A 23,955-nucleotide genomic window follows, 5' to 3' on the forward strand; every position below is an offset into this window, starting at 1 on the left:
GAGTATGGCACGGTCTTTCGCGCGTCGGCTGGACGGGCTTCCGGCTCCGGCAACCATTGAGATGGCACGCCGTGCCCGTGCGCTGCGGGCGGAAGGCAAGCCGGTTATTTCTCTGGCGCTGGGGGAGCCGGACTTCCCCACGCCACCCGCTGTGGTGGAGGCGGCCCATGCGGCCGCTCTGGCCGGGCAGACCAAATACCCGCCTGTGGATGGCACCCCTGCGCTGAAAGCTGCCATTGCCCGCAAATTCACGCGGGAAAATGGACTGGACTACGCGCCAGATGAAATTATGGCGTCCAACGGTGGCAAGCAGGTTATTTTCAACGCCTTTATGGCGACACTCAACCCCGGTGATGAAGTGGTGGTGCCAGCGCCATACTGGGTGAGTTATCCGCTGATTGCCCGCATGTTTGGCGGTGTGCCGGTGGTGGTGCCCTGCCGGGAGGAAGAGGGCTTCAAGCTTGACCCCGCAGCCCTTGCGGCAGCGCTGACTCCAAAATCCCGCTGGCTTGTCCTGAACTTTCCCAATAACCCGACCGGGGCCGTCATGACGGCGGAGGAGCTTGAGCCGATTGCGGAAATCGTGCGGCGCTATCCTGATCTCTGGGTTCTGTCAGACGAGATTTACGAACATCTGGTGTTTGATGGCGTGCGTTCTGCCTCACTCGCCGCTGTTGCGCCGGACCTGAAAGACCGCATCATCACGCTCAATGGCGTTTCCAAAGCCTATGCCATGACAGGCTGGCGTGTCGGCTTTGCCGGAGGACCGAAAGATCTGATTGCCGCCATGCGTGGCGTTCAGGGCAACGCGACATCCGGCATCTGCACCATTGCGCAGGCGGCGGCTGCGGCGGCGCTGGATGGCCCGGCGGATCTGGTGCAGGAAATGGCGGCAACCTATGGCCGCCGCAGGCAGATGGTGGTCGATGCGCTCCGGCGAATCCCCGGACTGACCTGCGCCATGCCTGAAGGTGCCTTTTATGCTTACCCCGGTGTAGCGGGCTGCCTTGGCCGCACCACGGCAGGCGGCACACGGCTGGAAACCGATCATGATTTCGCATTGGCTTTTCTGGATGAAGGCTATGTGGCTACGGTGCCGGGCAGCGCGTTCGGGCAGTCTCCATATCTGCGTCTCTCCTGCGCCACGGGCGATGCAGATCTGATGGAGGCCTGTGCGCGTCTGGAGCGGTTTGTCAGCACGCTCCGCTGAAATTGGAACAGTAGGCTTGGGTCTGCCTGTTTTTCTGAGAAGGCGGGAGTGCCGCAGGGAACACTCCTGATCAGGTGGTCTTGTCGGACAGGCTGTTCCCGCTGATTGAAAGCATCAGGCGGGTTCTTTCACATGATTGGATGAGTGTGTGAGAGGTCGTGCGTTCAGGAAGAAACCGTACGCACAAAGCGCAGGATTTTCTTGCCAGCGTTCAGATAGGCATAGTTCTGTGCGCTGTTATAAATTGTAAAATCATTGGCCTGTACAAGCTGAGTTTCCGTATCGAACTCAAGGGTCAGCGTCCCTTCCAGCACAAAAATCATCTCGTGCCAGCCTTCCGGGTCAGGTTCCGCCACATAGCGTTCCCCCGGTGCGAGGGACCATAGCCAGAGCTGCGTATCATGCCGCGCAGGGGCCGCGCCCAAAAGAGTCGCCTTGCTGGCATCTGTCTTGCCGCGCCACATCACTTCCTCAATGCGGCGTAATTCCCGCTCCGGGTTGCTCACCAGTTTGAGAAAGGTTGTGTCCAGTGCTTCTGCCAGCCGGTCCAGACTCCCCAGACTAATATTGGCGTTGCCTGCTTCAAGACTGACAATCATGCGGCGGCTGATACCCGAGGCATTGGCCAGAGCCTCCTGACTCAGGCCTGCTTCCTTGCGCAGGCGACGCAGGTTTGTCCCCACATACTTTAAAACATCGGATCGTGGGGGTTGATTGTGCATTATAGTGCCCATATACGCTGCTAACTATGATCAAGACTCCACCCCCCTCAGGCTCTCGCGTCAAGTTCCTGTCCCAGCAGGAGATCATACTTGTCCTGATCACCATGCTGTGGGGGGCAACATTCCTGATCATCCATCATACCATGGAACATACCGGCCCGCTGTTTTTTGTGGGCGTGCGGTTTATTACGGCTGGTCTGATGTCCCTTCTGCTGTTCCGCAAATCCCTCGCGGGTATGACGCGGTATGAGCTGAAGGCCGGTTGCATGATCGGGGTGGGTGTTTTTCTGGGCTATACCTTTCAGACTCTGGGACTGAAGACTATTTCCAGCAGCCAGTCAGCGTTTATCACAGCGCTCTATGTCCCGATGGTGCCTTTTCTCCAGTGGGCGGTGCTGAAGCGCCGACCGCATATGATGAGCTGGGTTGGGGTGTTTATCGCATTTGTTGGCCTGATCTGCCTGACCGGACCGGATGCAGCCAGTGGCCTCAGCTTCAGCCCCGGTGAAGTTGCGACTCTTCTCGGTGCTGTCTCCATAGCTGCGGAAATTATTCTGATCAGCCGCTATGCGCTGCGGGTGGACAGCCGCAGGGTGACCATCGTGCAGTTGCTGGTAGCAGGCCTGCTGGCACTGGTCTTTATGCCGGTGGCTGGTGAGCATGTTCCGGCGTTTTCATGGGTCTGGGTGGCATCTGGCGTAGGGCTGGGGGTGATGAGCGCGGTTATCCAGTTTGCCATGAACTGGGCGCAGAAAACGATTTCCGCCACGCGGGCGACGGTCATTTACGCAGGTGAACCTGTGTGGGCCGGGCTTGTGGGGCGCATTGCGGGGGAACGCCTGCCACCGCTGGCTATAGCCGGGGCCGGGCTGATTGTGCTGGGGGTTCTGGCGAGTGAAATTCGCCTGCCGCGTAAAAAGAAAGCGCCAGAACTGTCCTGAACCTGCGCTGCCCTGCGGGTGTCAGAAACAAAGGACGCGGAGGGGAAAAGTCTGTTAGCCGTTCAGCACATTACGTGTTGTGCGCCGGGCAATATCGGCGGCGGCTTCTGTATCGGGCAGCAGGCCGATAAGCTGCAATTCATCACAGTACTGCGCAATCTGGTCGCGTAGCGCGTGGCCCGTTACAGGGCTGATGGCAGGCTGATGGCGCATCATGGCGCGCATGGTTTCAGTGCTGAACTCTGGTGATTCATCAGCAACCAGTGTTGCAGCTTCATCCCTGTGCTGGTTGGCCCATTTTGCTGCGTCCCGCAATGCAAGGGTGAGGGCGGTTGCGGCGTCCGGATCTGTCTCCAGCGCGGTGTGAGAGGCACCGAGGATCAGGCTGGTGCGGTCCGCGTAATGGCCAGTATTGCTGCTGACCAGTTCTGCAAACAGGTCCGGGTGGCTGTTGAGTAACTGCCACGCCAGCGGGTCATGCGCCACGAGCGCATCCAGAGTGCGGGCACTGGCGGCGTCTACCATCTGCTCGGCTGGCATATCCGTCCATGTGATGCCGTCCATGGCGTTAATGCCCTTACGGCGCATCATGATGGCAAAGAAGAATTTATCCGCGGCATTTTTATCAGGCACGGCCACGGTCCGGCCGACAAGCTGATCAAGCCGGGTGATGTTTGCCCCGCGCCGCACCAGCAGGCGGAACGTGCCGGGCTGGATGCCCAGAACAAGGCTGGCGGGCAGGCCACTATACAGGCGCGGCAGCCAGGTGAGGGCCGGAGCAACAGCGTAATCGGCTTTGCCCGCAACCAGCGCATCCAGTGCATCATTGCCGTTCTGCGGTGCAAAGACGCCTTCCACATCCAGACTATAGCGGGCAAAAAAACCTTTCTGGTAGGCTACGGCCAGAACCGGCGCGGTATCCGCATGCGGCCAGATCAGCCTGAGTTTACGATACTGACCATCCGGCTGTCTGCGGGGGGAGCGTTTGTGCCTGTGGTGTTCAAACGCGCCCACCGTTCCGGCCACAGCCAGTCCGGCAAGGCCTGTCAGAACAATTCTGCGGCGGAAAGCCGGGGCGGAGGAAGGTCCTTGTGCGCTCATGCGTCTTTCTTACCACGAGGGGCTTTGCGCGTCGTCTGCTCATAAAAACAGGAAACACAAAAAAAATGAAAAAAGGGGGTTTACGGCTCCCCCGGATCACGGTTATACGATGCCTCGCTGATCCCGAATAGCTCAGTTGGTAGAGCAAGCGACTGTTAATCGCTGGGTCGTAGGTTCGAGTCCTACTTCGGGAGCCAGCCTTTCTCACACAGTAAAATAATCCAGACAGATAGCAAAAATTATTGTCTGTTTTTGCGGCCAGATGCGTTCCGGCGGCCTATGTGCGGCCTAATGGACAGAACATTACAGGCAGGCTCTTTTGGGTGACCCTCTGCTGGAATTTTTTTCAAGAAATTAGTCAAAAGCCATTATGTATTCTGCGATTTAGGCATATTTTTCTGGGTATAGAAATCTAGCTAGGGACAGACAGAAAATCCCAACTATCCTTTGATGGCACTTCAGTTTTGACGAAACTGCTGGTTTGAGCAGCCGGGGTCAGGCCATCTGGGGCGGACCGATAGGGGGTGCCTGTAGGACTACGCTTTAGTCCTGCGTCGTTTCCCCGGCCTTTTTGCATAATGGACGTGGCTGTCCCGTCCACGGGCAATGCGTGAGACTGTGCTTTCGCTAATCCCGAAGTCCGTAGCAACAGATTTCAGAGTTTCTCCTTTCTGCCTCCGGCTTGTGATCTCCTGCCTCTGCACGTCCGTTATTTGCCTCGGCCGCCCCATGCGCTTGCCCTGCTCCATCGCACGAGCGCGTCCTTCCGCTGTGCGCGTGCGGATAAGGTCGCGCTCCACATCAGCAAGACCACCAAGGACTGCAAGCATCAGCCTGCCTGTACTTGTGCTGGTGTCAGTCCAGGGCTCGGCCAGAGAATAAAACTGGGCCTTTTTGTCCGTAATCGTTTTAACGATAGAGAACAGGTCAAATGTACTGCGCGCCAGACGATCAAGCCGGGTCACCACCACGCTCTGGCCGGGTTTAAGGCTGGCAAGGAGCTTGCGGAGTTCAGGGCGCTCAGCGTCCGCGCCGCTGGCCTTCTCGCGGTAGATACGGCGACATCCGAATTCCTTGAGTGTGTTGAGTTGAAGTTCCAGAGTCTGCCCCGTGGTACTGACGCGGGCATACCCGACTTTGCGGCGTGTGATGCAGGTATTCATTCACCCATAAAGAGCTGAAAATGCTTAAGAGTTGCTTGATAAAGTCTTAATTTGCGCAAGCCGGAAAGCCCCGTCTTGCAAAGTGTTAATGAACCGTAAAAACGCTTACACTCCCAATATTGTTAGTGCAAGCAAAACATAGAATATCAAAAAAGACACACTCCAAATTCTTTGCGCAAATCAAGGATTCGGAAAATGTCTACCATAAATACTACTAGTGACTGGGGTGACCAATACAATAGTCAGGATGTGACTCTTGATGGCACTTCTTCTCCGATTACAGTAACGGTCAAAGCTGTTCATTACGATGGTTGGACGGAAGGCGATTCATCTAATACTAATTTTCATTCTAATAATATGACGGTTGATGGTAATGTAACATTAAAGGGTGATGGTTATCTTACTGTAAACAATACCGTTACAAACAATAGTTCTTTAACTATTGAGGCAACAAATTTTACTATTGACGGCACGCTAACCGGTAAAACTGTTACGATTGCTAACGGCGGGGCCTTAACTGTAGGCACCTTGACTGCTCCCATTACATTTGGTGCTTCTCCGTCAGGGGCAACAGAATATAATACGCTTACGGTAAAAAATTATGCTGCAAGTGGAACACTTACATTAAATAATTTGTCTCCACGGGATAAAATTATTTTTGATAATGGTCAAAGTACAACTCTCCAATGGGGAGACGATGGAAAGACTATTGTTGATCAGAACGGTACCGTCTTGGCAAATGTTACTTTTGCCGAGGGTTATGACAAAGATGACTATCAGTTTAATGGTGATGTCGTTACTGTTACATGCTTCCTTTCGGGCAGTATGATCCGTACCTGTAATGGTGATGTAGCAGTTGAAGATCTCCGTATTGGTGATCAGATTGTTGCGTTTGACTGGAAGAATAAAAAGGACGTTCTTCGTCCGGTTGTCTGGGTTGGCAAAGCGCGTGCGACGGTGCAGCCGGGTCTGCATGATGATGAAGCCGGGTATCCTGTCCGCGTTCTGAAAGATGCTGTTTCCGACGGTGTGCCTTACAAAGACATGCTGATTACAGCAGAGCATTGTCTGTTTTTTAAAGGCAAGTTTGTTCCCGTTCGTATGCTCGTGAATGGCGCGTCCATTTTTTATGATAAATCCATAACGTCTTATGACTACTACCATGTGGAAACAGAGCAGCATTCCGTTATTACCGCCGATGGCATGCTGACCGAAAGCTATCTGGATACGGGCAATCGCTCCTCTTTCCGTCAGGAAGGCCGGGTTGTGGCCCTGCATGGCACAGCCCGCACATGGGAAAAGGATGCAGGGGCACCGCTTTGTGTAGACCGTGCTTTTGTGGAGCCTCTGTTCCGCATGCTGGAATGGCGGGAAGACAGCGTGGCTGGCTGCCAGACTTCAGCAAACGCTCCGGCTCTGACGCAGGACCCTGATCTGCATCTGGTTACGGAAACTGATGCTTTGGTCAGGCCCATGCGCAAAGTCGCGCATCATTACAGCTTCATGCTGCCGCCGGGCACACAGTCTGTCCGGATTGTCTCCCGCACCAGCCGTCCGGCTGATGTGACCGGGCCATTTGTGGATGATCGCCGGGCTATGGGCGTGGCCGTTGCGGATATCCATCTGTTTTGCGCCAAAAGTCAGCATGACATCAGTGCGCATCGTCAGGCGGTAAAACCGGCTGGCTGGTACCCGTCGGAAGGTGCGCAGTGTGTGTGGACCAATGGGGACGCGGAGCTTCCGTTGGGTGATTACCTGACAGAGGGAAAAATGGGCATCCTCTCACTCCAGATTCTTGCAGCGGGGCCCTATATTATCCGCGCTGAGGAGACAGCGGAAACGCAGGTCAAAACGGCCTGATAGTCTGAAGGTCTAAAATGGGATGCAGGGTCTGCTTTTTCTGGCAGATCCTGCATTTTTTGAAGAGTGTAGTGTTATCGGAGCGCGGCAATGCCGGTCAGTTCCACACGCCACTCCGGTCTGGCGAGTTTTGCTTCGACCGTCGCGCGGGCGGGTTTGTTGTCCCGGTCCAGCCAGGCGTCCCATGCGCGGTTCATGCCTGCCATATCGTTCATATCCGCCAGAAAAATCTGCACGGAAAGCAGGCGGCTTTTATCTGTGCCCGCTTTGGCCAGAAGGGCATCCACCTGCCGCAGGATATCGGCCATCTGGCCTTCCGCATCCAGAGTGGCATCATCAGCAATCTGCCCGGCCAGATGCACAAGCCCGTTGTAAATGACAGCGCCGGTCAGGCGTTCTTCGGGGTCAAGGCGTGTAATGGTCATGGATGTGTTTCCTGTTTTCTATCCGGTGGTGTCAGGCAAGCGGCATGTTATCAATCAGCCGGATGTCTCCAAGGCTGGCCGCAACAAACAGGCGGGTGCCGGGGTCAGCTTTTTCTGACGGCGCCAGAGTTTTTTCAGATCGCAGGTCCAGATAATGCACTGTAAACCCAGCGTCTTTCAGGGTTTGTGTGCAGCGCTCCAGCGTGGCGGCCACGGGTTTTCCGGCTTTCAGCGCGGCAAGGCAATCCTGTAAAGCCTGTGGCAGATGGGCAGCCTGCTGGCGCTGGGTGGCGGTGAGCCGCCTGTTGCGGGAGGACAGCGCCAGATGGTCAGCTTCCCGCACGGTGGGCACGGGCAGAATGGTCACGGGCAGGTCCAGATCCGTCACCATCCGGCGGATAATGCAAAGCTGCTGGAAGTCTTTTTCCCCAAACGCGGCAATATCAGCACGGGTTTGCATGAACAGCTTGGTGACGATTGTTGCCACGCCATCAAAATGGCCGGGGCGGTCACCGCCACACAGCATCTTGTCCGGGCCGGAAACAGTAATGCGCGTGCAGAAGCCGGGCGGGTAAATCTGGGTTTCATCCGGGGCGTACAGAACATCCACCACGCCGGTTTGTGCCAGAAGGGCTTCATCCGCGTCCAGACCGCGTGGATAGAGCTGGAAATCATCCGGGTTGTTAAACTGGATCGGGTTGACAAAAATTGTCACAATCCGCCGGGTGGCTTTGCCGTCCAGCGCCCGCACCAGTGTCAGATGGCCTTCGTGCAAAGACCCCATGGTGGGCACCAGTCCGATTGTCTCCCCGTCCTTATGCCACTGAGTGACAATCTCGGTCAGTTCCTGTCTGGTTCTTACAAGCTTCATGACGCATCCCGGTTTGCAGTAAAAGCGCAGGACAGAGGACCACCCGGCTTGTGCACGATTGCCGGGAAATCCACTGTCCGTCCTGGGCCGTCTTACTGTGTTTTCAGGAATGGTTCCAGCAGCACACGGTCTGCCGGGCTGAGCCGGTCTGCCGCGGTGCTCGCCTGATGCCAGTAGGGATAGAGCAGGGGAGGCTGGCTGGCCTGATTGAGGCGGTTGAGCTGGTCTTCCGACAGGGTGAGTTCTGCGGCTTTCAGATTGTCTTTTAACTGCTCTTCCGTGCGGGCGCCCACGATGACGGATGTAATGGCCGGGCGATGCATGGTCCATGCCAGAGCGACCTGCGCTGCGGAAACGCCATGCTCTTCCCCAATGGTAAGCAGCACTTCCACAATATCAAAAAGCTTTTCCTTGTCATGCACCGGGGGTTCGCCAAAATTTTCAAGCTGACGGCCGGCGGGTGTTGGCTGGTTACGGCGATATTTGCCGGAGAGCAGGCCACCTGCCAGCGGGCTCCAGACCTGCACGCCAATGCCCTGATCCACAGCCGCGGGCAGCAGTTCATACTCTGCATCGCGTGCCTGAAGTGAATAGTAAATCTGCTGGGATACCGGGGCGATCAGCCTGTTGCGCTCAGCAACGGACAGCGCTTTCATCATATGCCACGCGGAGAAATTGGAAACGCCACTATAGCGGATCTTTCCAGCACGGGTCAGCGTATCAAGGGCTTCCAGTGTTTCATCCAGTGGGGTCTGACCATCCCATTCATGCAGATAATAGAGATCAATATGGTCACGGCCGAGGCGCTTCAGGCTGGCCTCACACGCGGTAATGAGATGCAGGCGGGAGGAACCAGCCCCGTTTGGTCCGTCCTGCGTACGGAAGCGGGCTTTGGTCGTGACCAGAATTTCCTGTGTGCGCCCTTTCAGGGCTTCCCCCAGAATAGTTTCGGATTCCCCGGAGGAATAGATATCCGCCGTATCAAACATGGTGATGCCCGCATCCAGGCACAGGTCAATCAGGCGGCGCGCCCCGGCTGTGTCGGTATTCCCCGTCTTTGCAAAGTCCCCTTTGCCTCCAAATGTCATGGTGCCAAGGGTAAGGGCAGAAAGACGCAGGCCAGACCGGCCAAGTTGACGATACTGCATGAAGCTGTTCTCCGTGTGGGTGAAGAGTGAACGCGGATGACCGTTTTGAACTGGCAGTATAGAGGGACGTTTTCAAGGGTGTCAGCGCGTTCACTCTGTTTTGACAACCACCGGAGAGCCTGCTTAACAAAGGGCAGATGGTTCCCGTCAGGGGATGAAAAGGGAAGTACGGTGAGAACCCTTCTGTTTCTTGGCCGTCGCTGCCCCCGCAACTGTATGTGACATCAGGCGTGTTTTCCGCACTCTTGTTTTTGGGAGTGTTGACCCACTGGAGCGTGCTCCGGGAAGGGCGGAAACAGGCGAAAACTGCCGGAGCGCCGGGGGTTTTGTGTCATGAGCCAGGAGACCTGCCATCTTTGTGCTGAGTGTCATGTCTGGCGGGGTGTCCGGAGCGTGATGGTGCGTTGGGTCAACGCGCTACTGTCTGGTTTGTCCTGATGGCCTTGTGATGAACACCCCCATGCGGCCTTGTGCTGTGTGTTGACTGAAGGGTGTTCATGTCTGCCGCGTTTTCTGCCCCAGTGGTGAAGGGATGGTGCCCCAGTCTGTTTGCCCCCATGCAGGCGGCGGATGGCTGGCTGGTACGCGTGCGTCCGCCGCTGGGCCGGATAACCGCAGCGCAGGCCCACCTGCTGGCCAATGTTGCGGAGCAGGACGGCAACGGGCAGATCAGCCTGACCAACCGGGGAAATGTGCAGTTGCGGGGGTTCGCGCCGGAAGCGGCCCGTGCTTTCCCGCAGCGTATGGTGGAGGCGGGCCTCGGGCAGGCAGACCCGGATGCTGAACGGCGGCTCGCACTTCAGGTCACCCCTCTGGCGGGCGCGGACCCGGCCTGTGCCGGGGAGACCATGCTCTGTGCGGAGGCGTTGAGGGCCGGGTTGATCGGCTCTCCCGCTCTTTCAGCTTTGCCTGATAAATTCGGGTTTTGCGTCGATGGCGGTGGTTTTTTCCCCGTTGGGTCTTTGCAGGCTGATATCATGCTTCAGGCTGTACAAAACCCGGCTTCTGAGCGGGGCGGCTGGTGCGTTGTCTGTGGTGAGGCCCGCTCAGAGCCGCAGGGTTTGTCTGAGGCTGTGCAGATGGCTCTTGCATTGGCGGGTGCTTTTATAAAATGCCGTGAGGCCATGCGGCCTTTGCGGATGCCTGCTGTTGGCCAGAGACTGTTTGCAGAAATCGGGGTTGCATGGGCGCCCCTTGTCAGAACAGAGAGGCAGCACGGTCGCGCGCTGGTCCAGCGGGCCGGGCCTCTGACAGGCCATCTTTATGCGGTGGCTGCGCCGCTGGGGCGTCTGACGGCAGCAACGCTGCGGGCCTGTGCAGATGTTGCGCAGACCGGTGACGGCATTTTGCGGATGACACCATGGGGGAGCCTGATTTTTGGCGGATTAAGGAAAATGCCAGAAATTTCAGGACTTGTTATGTACCCGAATGACCCGCGCCTGCGGGTCTATGCCTGTATTGGTGCGTCAGGATGTGGGCAGGCTTCTGCGGACACAGGGCAACTGGCGCTGCAACTGGCTCCGCATTTGCCGGAGGGGATGGAGATGCACGTCTCCGGGTGTGCCAAAGGCTGTGCGCATCCGGGGCGTGCGACAGTCACGCTGGTTGCCGGGACTGAGGGATATGGCGTGATCCGGAACGGACGCGCGGGGGATCAACCACTCTGCGTTGTGCCGGAATGTGATGGTGCAAAGGTGGTAAGACAGGTTCTGTCTGAAGGAGATGTTAAAAATGCAGCCTTATGATTATATCCGCGATGGCGCTGCCATTTATGAACGCTCCTTTGCGACCATTCGTGCAGAAGCTGACTTAAGCGGTTTTTCCGCCGAGCAGGCCCAGATTGTTGTCCGCATTATTCATGCCTGTGGCATGGTCGATGTAGCGCAATCCGTGAGGATGACGGAGGATTTTGTATCTTCCGCAAGAAAATCCCTTAAAAAATCCTGTGCTGTTCTATGTGATTCCGAGATGGTGGCGCATGGCATTACCCGTGCACGTCTGCCTGCGGATAATGCCGTGGTGTGCACCCTGCGGGATGCGCGCACGCCAGATCTTGCGCGGCAGATTGGCAACACCCGGTCTGCCGCAGCGCTGGATTTGTGGGGGGAAAAGCTGGCCGGGGCCGTTGTGGCAATCGGGAATGCGCCTACGGCTTTGTTCCATCTTCTGGAACTGCTGGATGCCGGTGCGCCAAAACCTGCGGCTGTAATTGGTTTGCCGGTCGGCTTTGTCGGGGCGGCGGAATCCAAGGAGGCCCTTGCAAAAAGGCATGATATTCCATGGCTGGTTGTGCACGGGCGGCTGGGGGGAAGTGCCATGGCCGCGGCGGCTGTCAATGCTCTGGCGAGTGAGGTGGAGTAATGGTGCGCGGAACGCTGCATGTGGTGGGCGTGGGGCCGGGGGACCCAGACCTGATGACGCTGCGGGCTGTTAAAACCCTGCAAGGGGTGCCGGTTGTGGCCTATTTCTGTCGGCATGACACACAGGGGCACGCGCGCCGCATCGCGCAGGCGCATATTGCTGCCACAACGCAGGAAATACGGCTGGCTTATCCGTTTACCACCGAAATTTCCGTCAAAGACCCAAGCTACCATATCGACATGCATGCGTTTTATGATCGCTGTGCGGAGGATCTTGCTGCGGTTCTGGAAGAGGGGCGGGACGTCGCTCTGCTGTGTGAAGGGGACCCTTTTCTGTATGGGTCCGCGATGTATCTGTTTGACCGTCTGCATACTCGGTTTGAAACTCAGGTTGTGCCCGGTATTTCCGCCATGAGCGGTTGCTGGTCTCAGGCGGCGCGCCCTATGACGCACGGGGATGATGTTCTGTGTGTTCTGCCTGCCACCATGCCGGAAGAGGTTCTGGTGCACTGGCTGGACAAGGCCGATGCGGCGGTGGTGATGAAGATTGGCCGGAATATGCCAAAATTGCGGAAAGCACTGGAGCAGACAGGCCGTTTGCCGGATGCTGTCTATGTAGAGCGTGGCACGCAACCGGAGGCACGCTGCCTGCCATTTGCGGAACAGGATGGGCCTGCGCCCTATTTTTCACTGGCGTTGGTGCCGGGCAGAAAGGGCGTGCGATGACGGGGTCTGTCAGCATTATCGGGCTTGGTCCGGGGAATGCGCTCCAGCGCACACCGCAGGCGGATCAGGCGCTTAGCCGTGCGACGGATCTGGTGGGATACGGCCCCTATGTGCAGCGGGTGGAGGCGTCGGCTTCCGTGGTGCGGCACTGTTCGGATAACCGGGAGGAACTGGACCGGGCGCGGCACGCGCTGGAACTGGCCCTGCAGGGGCGGCATGTCGCGGTTGTCTCCGGCGGAGATGCCGGGGTGTTCGGCATGGCCAGCGCAGTGTTTGAAGCTGTGGACCATGGCCCGCAGGCATGGCGTGCGCTGGATATTACGGTTGTGCCGGGTGTGAGCGCGGTTCTTGCGGCTGCCGCCCGGCTTGGGGCACCGCTGGGCGGTGATTTCTGTGTGATGTCCCTTTCCGATAATCTCAAGCCATGGCCAGTTGTTTTGCGCAGGCTGGCGCTGGCGGCGGAAGCGGGTTTTGTTATTGCGCTCTATAATCCGCGCTCCAAGGCGCGCCCGGCCCAGTTGGGGGAAGCGCTTGAGCATTTACTTGCCTGCCTGCCCGGATCAGTCCCTGTCGCGTTTGCGCGGGCCATTGGGCGTGCGGATGAAGCCGTGCGGCTGACAACACTGGCAGAGGCTGATGTTGCATGGGCGGATATGAGCACATTGGTGCTGATCGGCTGTGCCGCCAGCCATCTGATCCCGCGCCCGGACGGTGGAGCGTGGTTTTACACGTCGCGCAAGGTTGAGGCAGTCTGATGTGTCTGGAGCCAGAGCAGAGCCTCCGCAGGTGTTTGAACATGCGGGCAGGGCGGGCGGGGCGGACGCTCTATCATAATCACCGGGCATCCCAGAGTACGCGCCGCTTCAAGTTTTGGAAAGGTTGCGGAGCCGCCAGAATTTTTAGTGACAAGACATGCAATCTGATGCGCCTTCATGAGCGCTCGTTCCGTAGCATAATCAAACGGTCCGCGAGCAGAAAGGACAGTCGTGCTGGGGGGCAGTGTGGCTGGGTCCGGGGGCTCAATCGAGCGCAGCAGATAAGTATGCTGCGGGGCCATGCAGAAGGGCGCGACCTCCTTGCGTCCGGTTGTCAGAAAAACCTGCAGGGGGCGCTGCCCGAAACCAGCCGGGTCCGCCAGCAGGCTGGCTGCGGCAGTCAGGTTGGCTACAGAATGCCACGTGTCTCCCGGCACAGGTTTCCATGCCGGGCGCTCCAGACGCAGCAGGGGCAGGCCAAGGGCCGCGCAGGCCGTCGCCACGTGCTGGCTCATGGTGGCGGCAAACGGATGTGTGGCGTCAATCACGGCCTGAATGGCATTCTGCGTCAGCCAGTGTTGCAGGCCGTCCGGGCCTCCAAAACCACCGAGCCGGACAGCTATTTCTGGCAGATGCGGATTACTGGTCACGCCCGCCAGAGAGAGGGTGGGCGCAAAGGCGGCATTATGCTCCAGCAGACGGCACAGGCCAGAGGCTTCCGTTGTGCCGCCCAGAATCAGCACGGGCAAAGGGGTTGGGGCGGAGGGGCACATGCAACATCGTATCCTGAAGGGCGCTATTTGTCTCTCCATAGCGAAGAGAGGGGACAGGCCGCAAACTGTCTGCCGGAGGCGGGTCTGATGTTTCAGCCGGGTTTTCGGGCAAATGGCACCGGCCATACAGACAAACTGGCACAGGCTGGAGGTGTGGATGTCTGAGGTCTGGCTGACGCTGATTGGCATTGGGGAGGAGGGCGTGGCGGGGCTGAGTGCTGCCGCCCGCGCTCTGGTCTCGCAGGCTCCCTATGTTGTAGGGGGCGCGCGGCACCTTGCCCTCGCGGCTGAGCTGATTCAGGGAGAAACGCTGGTCTGGCCGTCTCCTTTTCAAAACGGCATAGATGCTGTTCTGGCGCGCCGTGGCTCACCGGTTGTGGTGCTGGCCTCGGGCGATCCGTTTTTTTACGGCGTTGGCGCAACGCTTGCCCGGTATGTGCCGCCGGAAGAAATGCTCTGTCTGCCTGCTCCATCCTGCGTTTCTCTGGCCTGCGCGCGGCTGGGATGGGCCTTGCAGGATTGCCGGGTGATTTCCCTCTGCGGGCGCTCCCAGCACCGGATGCGGCCATTTTTGCAACCCGGCGCACGCCTGCTGGTGCTGTGCGCGGATGAACAGTCTCCGGCACAGGTCGCGGCATGGCTCACGGAAGAAGGTTTTGGGCGGACGCTGTGCCATGGTCTGGAAGCACTGGGAGGCCCGGCCGAGCGGCGTTATGACTTTGTGGCGCGAGAGGGGGTGCCCGGCACGCCGGGGCGGCTGTCCCTGCTTGCGCTGGAGAGTGTGCCGGACAAACGCACGTTTAGTCTGCCTCTGGTGTCTGGCCTGCCAGATTCCTGCTTTGAGCATGACGGGCAGATGACAAAACGGGAAATCCGCGTCGTGACCCTGTCCTCTCTGGCCCCACGGGCCGGGGAAATGCTGTGGGATATAGGCGGTGGTTCGGGTTCCGTTGGTATTGAATGGATGCTGGCGGACCAGACCTGCCGCACCATTACGCTGGAACCTGTACCAGAGCGCGCCGCGCGGATTGCCCGGAATGCGCTGCATCTGGGCGTGCCCGATTTACAGATTGTGCAGACTCGCGCCCCTGATGGTTTAAAAAATCTTCCGTGCCCGGATGCTGTTTTTGTGGGAGGGGGTGCAAGCCGTGCCGGGGTTCTGGAGGCGGCGTGGGCGGCTCTCAAACCCGGTGGCCGCATGGTCGTCAATGCCGTGGTGATGGAAACGGAAGTGCGGCTGATGCAGGCAGTGCAGGAATGGGGCGGCAGTCTGACGCGCCTTGCCGTGTCCCGTATGGAAGATGTTGGCCGCCTGCATGGTTTTCGTCCGGCCATGAGTGTCACGCAATGGGTGGCATGGAAACCGGACATATCGTTATGAGCGTTGCGGGTATGGGGTGGTGCAGCATAGCCTGCGCGTCTGATGCAGCCGGGTTTATCCGGCAGGCCGTGCGTGAAAGTGGGGCCACCACCCTGACCCGTCTGGCCGTGCCCGGCTTCCGGCAGGGAGACAGGTTTCCGGAACTGGTTGCTGCTGCGCTGGAGGTTCCCGTGTTCTGGGTGCCGGAGAACGCCTTGCAGGCTGTGCAGGCGTTTTGTCCGACTGTTTCAAAAAAATCTTTGCAGAGTAATGGGGTTGCTGCGGTGGCGGAGGGCTGTGCACTGGCCGGAGCAGGGTCGGGCGCGTGGCTGCGAGCACCTCGGCAGACTTATGCAGGGATAACCTGCGCGGTGGCGGAAGGAGAAGGGGTAGAATGACCGTTTATTTTATTGGAGCAGGGCCGGGTGCGGCTGATTTGCTGACACTGCGCGGGCGAGATCTGCTCGCCCGGTGCCCGGTCTGCCTGTATGCAGGCTCCATTGTGCCGCCGGATATGCTGAAATTCTGCCCCGGGGACGCCCGTCTGATGGATACCGCGCCGCTTTCTCTGGATGAAATTGAGGCGGAATATGCTAAAGCGCACGTGCAGGGGCAGGATGTTGCCCGCCTGCATTCCGGGGATTTGTCCATCTACAGCGCGGTTGCGGAACAGACGCGCAGGCTGGACCGGCTTGGGATTGCGTGGAGCATGGTGCCGGGTGTGCCCGCTTTTGCTGCTGCGGCATCCGTGCTGGGGCGGGAGCTGACAATGCCCGGCGTGGCCCAGAGCGTGGTGCTGACCCGCATGACAGGCCGGGCTTCCGCCATGCCGGAGCGTGAAAAGCTGGAAGCGTTTGCCGCTACCGGAGCCACACTGGCCATCCATCTGGCCATTCACGCGCTGGAGAAAATCGTTCAGGCGCTGACGCCTTTTTATGGGGCTGAATGTCCGGTAGCGATTGTGGCGCGCGCCACATGGCCGGATCAGCTTGTGCTGCGGGGCACGCTCGGCACGATTGAGGCAGAGCTTGCCCAGAACCCGGTAGAACGCACAGCTCTCGTTCTGGTGGGGCCAGCACTTGCGGAACAGGACTTTCGGGAAAGTGCCTTATATGACCCGGATTATCGGCGGCGTTTCCGCAGTTAGCTGCACCTGCAGGGCTGTGTAGGCCCGGCCTGCCCCACGCAGCGTCCTGCCCGGTCAAACACCATGACATCCACGGCGCAGGGGGCTGGCATAAGCGTTTCCAGAACAGTGCGCAGAGCAGACTGCGCGATGAATGACCCCAGCGGGATTTCCGCTGCGGAGGCGAGCAGAAAGGCTTCGGCCACTGTGGGGCAGGTGGCAAGGGAGACTGTGAGCGATGCGGATGCGCCTCCTGTCGCGGCAAGTTGCGCCAGTGCGGCCATATCAGCCTGTCCACGTTTGGAATGCAGGTCCAGCCTGCCCTGACCAAGCTTGGTCATTTTGGCAATGCCACCTGCAATGGTCAGGCGTGGCACGGGGTGGCGGCGGAGATATTTCAGGAAACCGCCTGCAAAATCGCCCATTTCAATCAGGGCGGTATCCGGCAGGTTATAGAATTTCTGCACTGCTTTTTCTGAAACATTGCCGGTGGAGGCCGCCAGATGCGTCAGTCCTTCGGCCCGGGCCACGTCCACGCCCCGATGAATACTGTCGATCCACGCTGCGCAGGAAAAGGGGACAACAATGCCGGTTGTGCCCAGCACGGAAAGGCCACCCATAATACCCAGACGGCTGTTAAGCGTGCGCTCCGCCAGTCGCGCGCCGTCTGCTATGGAGAGCGTAATTTCCGCATCGGGCAGTAGTCCGCCGCTGGCTTCGGTCAGGGCTGTGCGGATCATGGCGCGCGGGGTGGGGTTAATGGCAGGCTCACCCCGCGCGAGAGGCAGGCCGGGGCGCGTGACTGTGCCAACACCGGGCCCGGCACAAAACTGCACACCAGAGCCTTCCGGCAGGCGGCGGACTGTGGCGCGGATAATGGCCCCGTGCGTGATATCCGGATCATCCCCGGCATCCTTCACAACCTCCGCAAAGGGGTGGCCGTTATGCAGGCCGGTGCGGCAAATGGCAAAGGCAGGGCGCTGGCCGCCGGGGAGAGTGATGGTGACACAGGCCGGGGCTTCGTGCCCTGAGAGGATCAGCCACGCCGCTTTTGCGGCAGCTGTCGCGCAGCTTCCGGTGGTCCAGCCCCGGCGTAACTCTGTTCCTGTCTGCTCCATAAGGCGGTTGTAAAGCATCCGGCTGCTGTGCGGTATCCAGATAAGCATTTGTAAGGTGACGTACGGGCGGCAGGGTGTGATAGAAAGGGGCATGTCTTATGCCGATTTCGTCCATCTCCGTGTTCATTCCGCCTACTCCCTGAGCCAGGGGGCCATCCGCGTGCCAGAGATGGTTTCTCTGACCAAAGAGATGCGGATGCCTGCCGTGGCCATTACGGATTCGGGCAATCTGTTCGGGGCGCTGGAGTTCTCGCAATATACCAGCAAGAGCGGTATTCAGCCGATTATTGGCTGCCAGCTTGGCCTGCCCTCGCGCAATGACAAGCCGGGATCTCCGTCCGAGCCGATTGTTATGCTGGCGCAGGACGAGGTGGGGCTGGCAAACCTGCAATATCTGTCCTCCACAGGCTTCAGAGAGTCGGACCCGGCGGACCCGGTTATCAGCATGGATGTTCTGTGTGGCCATTCTGAGGGGCTGCTGCTGCTGACCGGCGGCACACGCGGGCCGGTTTTTCAGATGCTGGCGGACGGGCAGAGGGATGAAGCCGAACGCTGGCTCGCACAGGCTAAGGAAGCCTTTGGAGACCGCCTGATTGTGGAGTTGCACCGGCATAACCTGCCGGTGGAAAAAGCGGTGGAACCGGGTGTGCTGGCACTGGCCGACCAGTTCGGTCTGCCGCTGGTGGCGACCAATGAATGTTTTTTCCCTCGCCCGGAAATGTATGAAGCGCATGATGCGCTGATCTGTATTGCGCAGGGCCGCACCATGGCGGAGCGCGACCGCTGGCGCGTGACGCCGGAACACTGGTTTAAACCGCCGGAAATGATGCGTGCGCTGTTTGCTGACCTGCCGGACGCCTGTGATAACACGCTGGAAATAGCCCGGCGCTGTGCCGTAAAAGTGGAAACACGCAAGCCTCTTCTGCCAGTTTGTCCAAAAGTGCGTGAAGGGGCCACTGAGGATGAAACCCTGCGCGCCATGGCGTGGGAAGGGCTGGAAAAACGCCTGTCCGGCATGAGTATGGATGAGGAAACCCGCCAGAAATATAAAGACCGACTGGCGTTTGAGCTGGATATTATTTCCAGCATGGGCTTCCCCGGTTACTTCATGATCGTGGCGGACTTTATCCAGTGGGGGAAGGCGCATGATATCCCGGTGGGGCCGGGCCGTGGGTCGGGCGCAGGCTCTCTGGCAGCATGGGCGCTGACCATTACGGATATTGACCCTATTCCTTTCAACCTGCTGTTCGAACGGTTTCTGAACCCCGAACGTGTGTCTATGCCTGACTTTGATATTGATTTCTGTCAGGACCGGCGTGACGAGGTGATTGCCTATGTGCGCCGGGAATACGGGCCGGACCGTGTGGCGCAGATTATCACTTTCGGAAAGTTGCAGGCGCGCGCAGCGGTGCGTGACGTGGGGCGTGTGCTGGGCCTGCCTTACGGTATGGTGAACCGCGTTGCGGAACTGATCCCCAACAACCCTGCCAAGCCGACTACGCTGAAGGAAGCGATTGCCGGGGAACCCAAACTTCAGGAAATGCGCGACAATGATGAAGCGTTGCGCCGTCTGCTGGAAATCGGGCAGCAGATAGAAGGGCTGTTCCGCCATGCCAGTACGCACGCCGCAGGCGTGGTGATTGGGGACCGGCCTTTAGTGGAGCTTGTGCCTCTCTATCGAGACCCGAAAAGTGATATGCTGGTCACCCAGTATAACATGAAGTTTGTTGAGCAGGCCGGTCTGGTCAAGTTCGACTTTCTGGGTCTGACAACACTGACCATTTTGCAAAGGGGCGTTGGTTTCCTAAAAAAAATGGGCATTGAGGTTGATCTCAGCCGTATTCCGCTGAACGATGCCGCGACGTATGAAATGCTCAGCAAGGGCGATACCGCAGGCGTGTTCCAGTTTGAAGGCGCGGGGATGCGGGATGTTCTTAAACAGATGCGTCCCACCCGGCTGGAAGATCTGATTGCGGCTGTGGCACTGTACCGCCCCGGCCCGATGGCGAATATTCCTGATTATTGCCGCAGAAAACACGGAGAGGCGTGGGAGCCGCCGCACGAGGAAATCCGCGATATTCTTGAAGAGACCTATGGCATCATGGTCTATCAGGAACAGGTGATGCAGATTGCCCAGAAAATGGCGGGCTACAGCCTTGGCGGCGCTGACCTGCTGCGGCGTGCCATGGGTAAGAAAATTCGTGCGGAAATGGACACCCAGCGCGAGATTTTCACGGAAGGGGCGACAAAGCGCGGGATTGACCGTGATAAAGCTGTTGAGGTGTTTGACCTCATGGCGAAATTTGCTGACTACGGCTTCAATAAATCTCATGCCGCAGCCTATGCGCTTGTCTCCTATCAGACCGCATGGATGAAGGCCAATTATCCAGTAGCGTTTCTGGCGGGCTGTATGTCTCTGGCGCGGGAGCGCACGGAAAAGCTGGCGGCACTCCGGCAGGAAGCCGAGCGCATGGGGATTAAGGTTCTGCCGCCAGATGTGAACAAATCCGAAGCTGATTTTTCGGTCGAGACGCTGCCGGATGGCACACATGGTATTCGCTACGCATTGGCGGCGGTTAAAAAGGTCGGCTTCAGCGCCATGGAAGCTCTTGTGGCAACGCGTGGGAACAAACCGTTTAAAGATCTGGCAGATTTTGCCATGCGGATTGACCCGAAGCAGATCAACCGGATGCAAATGGAAAATCTGGCCAAGGCTGGTGCGTTTGAATGTCTGGATAAAAACCGGGCACTGGCCTTTAATTCAGCCGATACGATTTTGCGGCGGGCGCAGAGTCAGGCGCAGGAAGCTGCGTCCGGGCAGATTGGTCTGTTTGGTGGTGGCGGCCACGTGGAGCCGCTGCGTCTTGCCAAATGTCAGGACTGGCCGGAGTTTGAACGTCTGGCGATGGAAGCCGAGGCGATTGGCTTCCATATGACGGCGCATCCGCTTGATTCCTATGGCACCGTGCTGCGGCGGCTGGACGTAACCCGCTGCTCCGGCCTGCTTTCCGCCGCGGAAGCAGGGGTTGGGCGTGTGCGGATTGCAGGCTGCGTGGTGGACCGTAAGGAACGCCCGACCCGCACCGGCAATAAAATGGCATGGGTCCGGCTTTCTGATTCTTCCGGTGGGTGTGAAGTTACACTTTTTTCCGAAGTGCTGACCCGTGTGCGGGACAGTCTGACAGCCGGAACAGCAGTTCTTGTTACAGCCGACATGAAGCTGGAAGGTGAGGCAATGCGCCTGACCGCAACGGATGTTGTAGAGCTTGAACAGGCCGCAGCGCAGGCAAAAAGCGAGTTGCGGATCTGGGTGGAGCAGGAGGATGCTCTGCCACGCCTGAATGAAATTCTGACAGAGCAGAAAGGCGGTTCCAGCCGCATTGTGCTGCTGCCGGGTGTTGCGGAAACCTGTGACGTGGAAATCCGTTTGCGCGGCGGGTATCGGGTGACGCCTCTGCTGGGGCAGAAGTTGAAAATGCTGGAAGGAATTTCCCGCGTCGAGCAGGTTTAGGGGCGCGACAGTTATGGCAACCGCACGCCTCTGGGCGCATGAACTGGTCTGGCGGGAGCCGGAGACTGTCTTTGCTGCGTGGGGTGATACGCCCTGGTGTGCGTTTCTGGATAGTGGCGGCCCGGTGGAAGAGCGTGGCCGCTGGCAGATTTTCTGCCGTAATCCCCGCAAGACGCTGGTGGTGCAGGACGGGCAGATTCTGACCAATGCTCAACATAGCATCCCTTTTACGGTTGACGCGCTTTTTGCGCAGTTACGGCATGGTATGCCCGAGGCTGTGGGAGACGGAGGGATAGAGGCGGATGGGCCTGACGATATCCGGTTACCATTTTTCGGGGGCTGGGTCGGGTTTGCCGGATACGGGCTGGGCCAGCAGCTTGAGAAGATTGCAGGGTGCCGCCCCGTGCAGGGCGAGCCAGACTTCGCCGCCGGTTTTTATGATCATGCTTTTATCTGGGATCGTTTTTCAAAACGGTCTTTTGTTGCGGGTCTGGTGTTTGAGGAAGGCGCTCTGAACATCAGGAGCCTTTGTGCCCCGTATAGTGCGGCATGGGCAGCGCTACCGCATGCGGTTCCCATCATGCCTGATGTGCCGGATATGCAGTTTGAGGCTGATCAGTCCCGCGCCGCTTATTGTCAGGCTGTAGAGCGCGCCAGAGCGTATATTGCCGCCGGAGATATATTTCAGGTGAATGTCACAGGCCGGTATTCTGCTGAATTTCCCAGAGAGTTTCCTGATGTTGCACTATATCTCGCCCTGCGGAAGCAGGCGCCGGCTCCGTTTGGGGCGTATCTGTCCTGTGGTGAGGGATATGCCCTCCATTCGTCTTCGCCGGAACGGTTTTTGCAGTGTGATACACAGGGCGTTGTAACGTCCCGCCCTATCAAAGGCACGGCTCCGCGCGGGCAGACGCCGGAAGAGGATGAGGGGTTTGCGGCCTCTCTGAGCCAGGATGAGAAGGAACGTGCGGAAAACCTCATGATTGTTGATCTCATGCGGCATGATATTGGCCGTGTGGCGCGGTTGGGCAGCATGGGGGTGCCGGAGTTTCTCAAAGTGGAACGCTTTGAGCATGTGCATCATCTGGTGTCTGAGGTGCGGGGCGCGCTGGATGCCGGGCGTGATGTGTTTGACCTGTTGCAGGCAACCCTGCCACCGGGGTCCGTCACGGGGGCGCCAAAGCATCGCGCGATGGACATTATTGAAGAACTTGAGGCTTCTCCCAGAGGGGCCTATTGCGGAAGTGTTCTGTGCCTTGGTGTTGATGGGCGTCTGGAAAGCTCTGTGATTATCCGGACACTTATCCGAAAAAATAACTCTGTGACACTGGCGGCGGGTGGCGGGATTACTATTCTGTCCGATGCAAGCAAGGAGTATGCGGAAATGCGTTTGAAACTGGCACCATTTTTTGCCCTTTTTGGTGGCACTGCATGACGTTTGTGTGGCTGAACGGGCAGATCTGCAACGCGACAGAGGCGCATGTCAGTCTGGCGGACCGGGGCCTGACGCTCGGGGACGGCTTGTTTGAAACCTTCCGTGTTAAAAATGGCCGCGTTCTGCATCTGGATTTGCATATGGAGCGCCTGCAAAATGGTGGGGCTGTGCTGGGTCTGCCTGTTCCGGATATGGACTATGTGGCGCAGGCGGCGCAAAGCCTTCTGGACGCAACTGGCCTGCAAAACGGCTCTGCGCGTCTGACAGTCACGCGCGGTGTGGCACTGCGCGGCGTGCTCCCCCCTCAACACTGCACGCCCACTGTTTTCATGACGGTCGCGGAAGGTGCGGCGAGGGTTTCAGACGTTTCTCTCATGACGGCGCAGACTGTGCGGCGGGATGAGCTTTCTCCGTTAAACAGAGTGAAAAGCCTGAACTACCTGCCCAATATTCTGGCGCGGCGGGAGGCGGCGCAGGCCGGGTGGGATGAGGCGTTATTTCTGAATATACAGGGTCGGGTTGCTGAAACAACGATCAGCACCGTGGTGATTCAGGAGCAGAACAGGTTTGCAACGCCCCCTGTTTCAGAAGGTGCTTTGCCGGGAATAGCACGCGCGGTTTTGCTGCGGGCAGGGCTTTTGCAGGAGGAGCGTCTTGTTCAGGAACGCCTGAGGACTGCGGACGCCATTTATCTGATTAACAGCCTGAGTGTGCGGCGTGTTCAGGTTTTTGATGGACAGTCTGTCAGCCTGTCTTTTGCGGGCTTACGGCGGCTATGTGCGGCGCTGGATGTTCCGCTTCCCGAGATTACGGGGGCCTGAATAAGCGGACGGCACAGGCAGCCCGATATAAAACGGCGCGCAACCTTCCCGATGGAGTATCGTTAGAAAACTGAGATTGTTGTTAGATCAGTTAAAAAGGAGGGCTCCATGCCTTCAAAACTTCATTCCATGACTCTGGCTGTTTCTCTGCTGGTTGCACCGGCTATTGCAATGGCACAGGCCACAGAAACCGTACCGACGCAGGGCACGCCGACGGCAAATTCGGCGGCGTCTCAGGTTGGCAAGGTCCCGCCTGCCGCGCAGGATGAAAACGGCAAGCGGGTGGAACCCTCACAGAAGCTGTGGAACAACCCGCGCACTGAGGCTGAACAGCCGGGCACACAGCCCCCTTCAAATGGCGGTAACGGGTCCGATAGCCGCACGCTTTCTGGCAGCCAGACGGAAAAGCCCAGCCAGCACGCCAAAGGCGGTAAGCATCACGCCGCGCCGCATACGCCGAAACACTCCTGAAAGTCTGCTCTGCTGAAGCGGGGGATGGAAGACAGGCAGTGCGCTGTTGCGGTGCGCC

Annotated in this window: 22 protein-coding genes, 1 tRNA gene and 1 riboswitch; of the genes, 15 read left to right on the plus strand and 8 right to left on the minus strand. The window is 58.5% G+C overall.

The window, feature by feature from the left end; translation table 11 throughout:
• Positions 1-4: 4 nt before the first annotated feature.
• Entirely contained in the window at positions 5-1,210 is a 1,206-nt protein-coding gene (locus KP699_RS05875; RefSeq protein ID WP_212373097.1) for a pyridoxal phosphate-dependent aminotransferase, read from the plus strand.
• A 164-nt stretch (positions 1,211-1,374) separates the two neighbouring features.
• Here the strand turns inward: KP699_RS05875 and KP699_RS05880 are convergent, their stop codons facing one another.
• Entirely contained in the window at positions 1,375-1,932 is a 558-nt protein-coding gene (locus KP699_RS05880; protein WP_212373095.1) for a helix-turn-helix domain-containing protein, read from the minus strand.
• A 26-nt stretch (positions 1,933-1,958) separates the two neighbouring features.
• On the opposite strand from KP699_RS05880, the gene KP699_RS05885 reads away from it, so the two are divergent.
• Positions 1,959-2,873: a DMT family transporter gene (locus KP699_RS05885; RefSeq protein WP_215761947.1), complete on the plus strand. Its 915-nt coding sequence runs from the start codon at positions 1,959-1,961 to the stop codon at positions 2,871-2,873.
• 54 nt (positions 2,874-2,927) lie between these two features.
• Here the strand turns inward: KP699_RS05885 and KP699_RS05890 are convergent, their stop codons facing one another.
• The gene (locus KP699_RS05890) at positions 2,928-3,974 is read right to left on the minus strand and encodes an ABC transporter substrate-binding protein (RefSeq protein WP_077931264.1); all 1,047 of its coding nucleotides are present in this window, start codon (positions 3,972-3,974) and stop codon (positions 2,928-2,930) included.
• Positions 3,975-4,095: 121 nt separating this feature from the next.
• On the opposite strand from KP699_RS05890, the gene KP699_RS05895 reads away from it, so the two are divergent.
• Positions 4,096-4,171: transfer RNA gene (locus tag KP699_RS05895), tRNA-Asn, on the plus strand.
• A gap of 339 nt (positions 4,172-4,510) precedes the next feature.
• On the opposite strand, the gene KP699_RS05900 is transcribed toward KP699_RS05895, so the two are convergent.
• The gene (locus tag KP699_RS05900) at positions 4,511-5,137 is read right to left on the minus strand and encodes a recombinase family protein (protein ID WP_215761948.1); all 627 of its coding nucleotides are present in this window, start codon (positions 5,135-5,137) and stop codon (positions 4,511-4,513) included.
• A gap of 195 nt (positions 5,138-5,332) precedes the next feature.
• On the opposite strand from KP699_RS05900, the gene KP699_RS05905 reads away from it, so the two are divergent.
• On the plus strand, positions 5,333-6,997 hold the full coding sequence (locus tag KP699_RS05905; RefSeq protein ID WP_215761949.1) for a Hint domain-containing protein: 1,665 nt from the start codon (positions 5,333-5,335) through the stop codon (positions 6,995-6,997).
• A 74-nt stretch (positions 6,998-7,071) separates the two neighbouring features.
• On the opposite strand, the gene KP699_RS05910 is transcribed toward KP699_RS05905, so the two are convergent.
• The 3 genes from KP699_RS05910 to KP699_RS05920 all read right to left on the minus strand — a co-directional run bounded on the left by KP699_RS05910 (position 7,072) and on the right by KP699_RS05920 (position 9,441).
• Positions 7,072-7,422, minus strand: a complete 351-nt coding sequence (locus KP699_RS05910; protein ID WP_077931267.1) for a RidA family protein — start codon at positions 7,420-7,422, stop codon at positions 7,072-7,074.
• A gap of 31 nt (positions 7,423-7,453) precedes the next feature.
• On the minus strand, positions 7,454-8,293 hold the full coding sequence (panC, locus tag KP699_RS05915) for a pantoate--beta-alanine ligase (protein WP_215761950.1): 840 nt from the start codon (positions 8,291-8,293) through the stop codon (positions 7,454-7,456).
• 92 nt (positions 8,294-8,385) lie between these two features.
• Complete coding sequence (locus KP699_RS05920) at positions 8,386-9,441, minus strand: aldo/keto reductase (protein ID WP_215761951.1); 1,056 nt, start codon at positions 9,439-9,441, stop codon at positions 8,386-8,388.
• A gap of 121 nt (positions 9,442-9,562) precedes the next feature.
• Positions 9,563-9,811, plus strand: a riboswitch (cobalamin riboswitch).
• Positions 9,812-9,938: 127 nt separating this feature from the next.
• On the opposite strand from KP699_RS05920, the gene cobG reads away from it, so the two are divergent.
• From cobG to cobJ, 4 genes are read left to right on the plus strand one after another with little or no spacing between them, the layout of a single operon-like run.
• A complete protein-coding gene (gene cobG, locus KP699_RS05925; protein ID WP_215761952.1) occupies positions 9,939-11,186 on the plus strand; it encodes a precorrin-3B synthase in 1,248 nt (415 codons plus the stop codon).
• Complete coding sequence (locus KP699_RS05930; RefSeq protein WP_215761953.1) at positions 11,173-11,802, plus strand: precorrin-8X methylmutase; 630 nt, start codon at positions 11,173-11,175, stop codon at positions 11,800-11,802. Before cobG ends, KP699_RS05930 begins: the two co-directional genes overlap by 14 nt.
• Positions 11,802-12,527 (plus strand): precorrin-2 C(20)-methyltransferase, encoded by a 726-nt coding sequence (locus KP699_RS05935; RefSeq protein WP_215761954.1) that lies wholly within the window; start codon positions 11,802-11,804, stop codon positions 12,525-12,527. The genes KP699_RS05930 and KP699_RS05935 overlap by 1 nt, the downstream gene beginning before the upstream one ends.
• Positions 12,524-13,282, plus strand: coding sequence for a precorrin-3B C(17)-methyltransferase (gene cobJ / locus KP699_RS05940; protein ID WP_215761955.1), 759 nt, complete (start codon positions 12,524-12,526; stop codon positions 13,280-13,282). Before KP699_RS05935 ends, cobJ begins: the two co-directional genes overlap by 4 nt.
• Here the strand turns inward: cobJ and KP699_RS05945 are convergent.
• Positions 13,252-14,055 (minus strand): cobalt-precorrin-6A reductase, encoded by an 804-nt coding sequence (locus KP699_RS05945; RefSeq protein WP_215761956.1) that lies wholly within the window; start codon positions 14,053-14,055, stop codon positions 13,252-13,254. The two genes, cobJ and KP699_RS05945, sit on opposite strands and share 31 nt — an antisense overlap.
• 157 nt (positions 14,056-14,212) lie before the next feature.
• Between KP699_RS05945 and cbiE the strand changes: the two genes are divergently transcribed.
• Genes cbiE through cobM form a run of 3 tightly spaced genes read left to right on the plus strand, consistent with a single transcriptional unit; the run spans position 14,213 to position 16,562 of the window.
• Positions 14,213-15,436 carry a precorrin-6y C5,15-methyltransferase (decarboxylating) subunit CbiE gene (gene cbiE / locus KP699_RS05950; RefSeq protein WP_215761992.1) on the plus strand — a complete coding sequence of 408 codons (1,224 nt, stop codon included), beginning with the start codon at positions 14,213-14,215 and terminating at the stop codon, positions 15,434-15,436.
• Entirely contained in the window at positions 15,433-15,813 is a 381-nt protein-coding gene (locus tag KP699_RS05955) for a cobalamin biosynthesis protein (RefSeq protein ID WP_215761957.1), read from the plus strand. Before cbiE ends, KP699_RS05955 begins: the two co-directional genes overlap by 4 nt.
• On the plus strand, positions 15,810-16,562 hold the full coding sequence (gene cobM / locus KP699_RS05960; RefSeq protein WP_215761958.1) for a precorrin-4 C(11)-methyltransferase: 753 nt from the start codon (positions 15,810-15,812) through the stop codon (positions 16,560-16,562). The genes KP699_RS05955 and cobM overlap by 4 nt, the downstream gene beginning before the upstream one ends.
• On the opposite strand, the gene KP699_RS05965 is transcribed toward cobM, so the two are convergent.
• A complete protein-coding gene (locus tag KP699_RS05965) occupies positions 16,559-17,659 on the minus strand; it encodes a cobalt-precorrin-5B (C(1))-methyltransferase (protein WP_215761993.1) in 1,101 nt (366 codons plus the stop codon). The two genes, cobM and KP699_RS05965, sit on opposite strands and share 4 nt — an antisense overlap.
• Positions 17,660-17,750: 91 nt before the next feature.
• On the opposite strand from KP699_RS05965, the gene dnaE reads away from it, so the two are divergent.
• From dnaE to KP699_RS16380, 4 genes are all read left to right on the plus strand, one after another.
• Positions 17,751-21,170, plus strand: a complete 3,420-nt coding sequence (gene dnaE, locus KP699_RS05970; RefSeq protein WP_025827151.1) for a DNA polymerase III subunit alpha — start codon at positions 17,751-17,753, stop codon at positions 21,168-21,170.
• 13 nt (positions 21,171-21,183) lie between these two features.
• Complete coding sequence (locus KP699_RS05975) at positions 21,184-22,605, plus strand: anthranilate synthase component I family protein (RefSeq protein ID WP_215761959.1); 1,422 nt, start codon at positions 21,184-21,186, stop codon at positions 22,603-22,605.
• Entirely contained in the window at positions 22,602-23,426 is an 825-nt protein-coding gene (locus KP699_RS05980) for an aminotransferase class IV (protein WP_215761960.1), read from the plus strand. Before KP699_RS05975 ends, KP699_RS05980 begins: the two co-directional genes overlap by 4 nt.
• A gap of 108 nt (positions 23,427-23,534) precedes the next feature.
• The gene (locus KP699_RS16380; protein ID WP_252346829.1) at positions 23,535-23,897 is read left to right on the plus strand and encodes a hypothetical protein; all 363 of its coding nucleotides are present in this window, start codon (positions 23,535-23,537) and stop codon (positions 23,895-23,897) included.
• Positions 23,898-23,955 lie beyond the last annotated feature (58 nt).

The sequence above is a fragment of the Acetobacter sp. P1H12_c genome (genome assembly GCF_018811975.1).
Classification (GTDB): Bacteria; Pseudomonadota; Alphaproteobacteria; order Acetobacterales; family Acetobacteraceae; genus Acetobacter; species Acetobacter persici.